3 protein-coding genes are annotated in these 2,753 nt (G+C 62.5%); 1 reads left to right on the top strand and 2 read right to left on the bottom strand.

The features are described 5' to 3' along the window. Nucleotides 1–186 precede the first annotated feature (186 nt). On the bottom strand, nt 187–963 hold the full coding sequence (locus ENZ74_RS28020) for a glutamine amidotransferase (RefSeq protein WP_013532007.1): 777 nt from the start codon (nt 961–963) through the stop codon (nt 187–189). A gap of 110 nt (nt 964–1,073) precedes the next feature. Beyond that, the gene (gene radC, locus ENZ74_RS28015; protein ID WP_013532006.1) at nt 1,074–1,835 is read right to left on the bottom strand and encodes a DNA repair protein RadC; all 762 of its coding nucleotides are present in this window, start codon (nt 1,833–1,835) and stop codon (nt 1,074–1,076) included. Between the two features lie 249 nt (nt 1,836–2,084). Between radC and ENZ74_RS28010 the strand changes: the two genes are divergently transcribed. After that, nucleotides 2,085–2,753, top strand: a 669-nt coding sequence (locus ENZ74_RS28010) for a MipA/OmpV family protein (RefSeq protein WP_164761265.1), incomplete at its 3' end; no start/stop codon positions are given.

Raw genomic sequence — 2,753 nt, 5'->3', positions numbered from 1 at the left:
CGACCTCGCCGGGTTCGGCGAAGCGGTCAGCCAGGTTGCCGGAAACTGCAACACCGATCCGCCGTGAACGACCGTGAGGCGAAGGCGGCAACGGCCGAGCTCGCCGTTCCCGGTGATGCTGATCGGCTTCAAACCTTTGTTCTCATACATGTCGTTGCCTCAAAAACGCACTTTGGGGCGACATCATCAAACGGCGTTGCTGACCCAGCGGAGCACGTTGGTCCAAAGCCGCGCATAGCCGGGCCATTCGACAAAACTGTTCGGCAGCCAGTGCGGTCCGATGTCCGACGTCCAGACCAGCGTGCGCCCTTCGCCGTGACGCCCGGTGACCAGCAGGGGATGGCCGCCCTGGTCCTGCGGCAGCCGCGCCAGAACCTCGACATCGTCGCGATCGCGGGCGACGACCTCGTTGGCGCCGAGCAGCAGCGGCCATTCGCCCTCAATGCCGGCAAAAAGCGGATGGTCTCTTGAGCCAGTGATCTCGGGACGAAAGCCCTCCGGAATTTCGAGGCGGTCATCATTGGGAAGGCAGGTCACCGGCAGCGCCTCCTCGACCGCCGTGCGATGCCAGCGCGCCTTGCCGTCAATGCCTTGGAAGCTGAAGTAACCGCCGATCATGATCAGGCCGCCGCCGGCCAGCGTCCAGTCGCGCAGGAGCTTGAGCCGGTTCGGCACTGTCTTGCCGTGCAGCCAGACATCGGGATGAAGCAGCAGCGAGTTTGCGCCAATGTCGGACAGGATGATCGTCCTGTATTGCGACAGCCCTTCCATGGTGAAAGGCAGCTTCTCGACGGCCTCATGAGCGGGCATGTAGTCGAGATCGAATTCGCTGTCCTTCAAGGCGTCGACCAGGGGCGTTGCCCCGAGATGGAAGGTGACGCTGCCGAACTGGTCGAACCCCTTGTAGTGGGTCGCCGAACTCACCCAGCTTTCGCCGACAAGAAGGACTTTTGTCTTCGCCATGATCGTGCTCTCCTGATTCCGCCAGTCGCTTGTTCTAGCCGGTTTCGCCCGCCCCGATCTCTGGGATCGTGTGGTCGGGGTCGATCGGCGTTGGCGCCGGCCCTGCCACCTCAGATCAGCAGCAGGCCCTTCATGCTGGCATATCCCTTCCGCCCGATGATGATGTGGTCGTGCACCGCGATGCCCAGCCGCTTGCCCGCGTCGATGATCTCCTTCGTCATCTCGATGTCGGCGCGCGATGGCGTCGGGTCGCCTGACGGGTGATTGTGGACCAGGATAATGGCAGTCGCCGAGAGTTCGAGCGCCCGCTTGATCACTTCTCGCGGGTAGACAGGCGTGTGGTCGACAGTACCCGTCTGCTGCACCTCGTCGGCGATCAGCGCGTTCTTCTTGTCGAGGAACAGGATGCGGAACTGCTCGCGCGCCTCGAAGGCCATTGCTGAGCGGCAATAGTCGAGGAGCTGCTGCCAGGACGAGAGGATCTCGCGGCCGTGGACCTCGCCGCGTGCCATGCGCTGCGCCGTTGCGGCGAGGATTTTCAGGTCGAGTGCCACCGCAGGGCCGATGCCCTTGACCTCCTGCAGCAGGCCCACCGGGGCGCCAAGCACTTCGGCCAGCGTGCCGAAGCGTGCCAGCAGCGCCTTGGCCGCCGGTTTGGTGTCGGCACGAGGGATCAGGCGAAAGAGCAGAAGTTCCAGAAGTTCGTAATCGGGCAGGGCGTCCGGACCCGCCAGGGCAAAGCGCTCGCGCAAGCGGTCGCGATGGCCGAGGTAATGCGGCTTTTCGTCGAGCGTCGCCTTGGCTTTCGCAGCAGGCCGCATCGGCGCTTCGGAGAAGAAACTCCGCTCGTCATCGTCGCTTGTGTTCCCCATACCCCGCCCACATTGCTCCGGCACAGACATTAGAGCTGTTCTGGCCTGGATTGAAACAGTTCCGTTCTCCGATCGCGAGACGATCCACGGCAGATCGTGGCAGCCCACTGTCAGCCTAGGGCCTCCCTATACGGCAAGATGAAACCACGATTGCGCAACAAAACTTAACATCACTTAACGCATGCGGCCACTTTCACCTGACATGGTGACGCCATCGGAGGCTCTTTGCCTCGCTATACTGGAGCACGCATGTTCGCCAAAATTGACTCTGGACTATTTGCCGGCCGGGCATCTCTTGCGGTCATGGCAATCCTGCTTTCAGCCCATTCGGACGGCGCGCTGGCGGCAGACGCCATTGCGGTGAATTCCGATGATTTTACCCTGCCGCCCGAGCCTTCCCGTTTCGGGCGCTTCGAACAGAAACTGTCCGACTGGCACGTCGTGCTCGGCGGCGGCGCCATCATCGTCCCCAAATACGAGGGCAGCAATGAGTTCAAGATCATGCCGGTGCCTTTCGTCACGGCGACATTCCTCGACACGGTGACGATCGATCCGACTGGTGCCAACATCGCCGTTTATGAACAAGGACCGTTCGCCTTCAGCGCGCGGCTTGGCTATGAGATGGGCCGCAAGGAAGACGACTCCGACCATCTGCGCGGCTTGGGGGATGTCGACATGGGCGCGACGGTCGGCGTGAAGGCAGCGGCGAAGTTCGGTCCGGCCGAAATATTCGCGCAGCTGGACAAGACCATCGGCGGCAGCGATGGCCTGGAGGGCAGGGTGGGGATCGAGGTGACCCGGCCTCTGTCTCAATCGTTGATGATCGGCGCCAGCGCGTCCGCCGTGTTCGCCGACGAAAATTACATGCAGGCCTATTTTGGTGTCACGCCCGAGCAATCGGCTCGCTCGGGGCTGGCG

This window comes from Mesorhizobium sp. M7A.F.Ca.CA.002.15.2.1 (assembly GCF_003998715.1).
GTDB classification, from domain to species: Bacteria; Pseudomonadota; Alphaproteobacteria; order Rhizobiales; family Rhizobiaceae; genus Mesorhizobium; species Mesorhizobium ciceri.
Note: the sequence above shows the minus strand (reverse complement) of the source record. Positions and strands in the feature narration are given on the sequence as shown.

Bases quoted from the DNA above. Each gene is read 5' to 3' on its own strand.
- ENZ74_RS28020 (WP_013532007.1), bottom strand. From the start codon at position 963: ATGGCGAAGACAAAAGTCCTTCTTGTCGGCGAAAGCTGGGTGAGTTCG.
- radC (WP_013532006.1), bottom strand. From the start codon at position 1,835: ATGGGGAACACAAGCGACGATGACGAGCGGAGTTTCTTCTCCGAAGCG.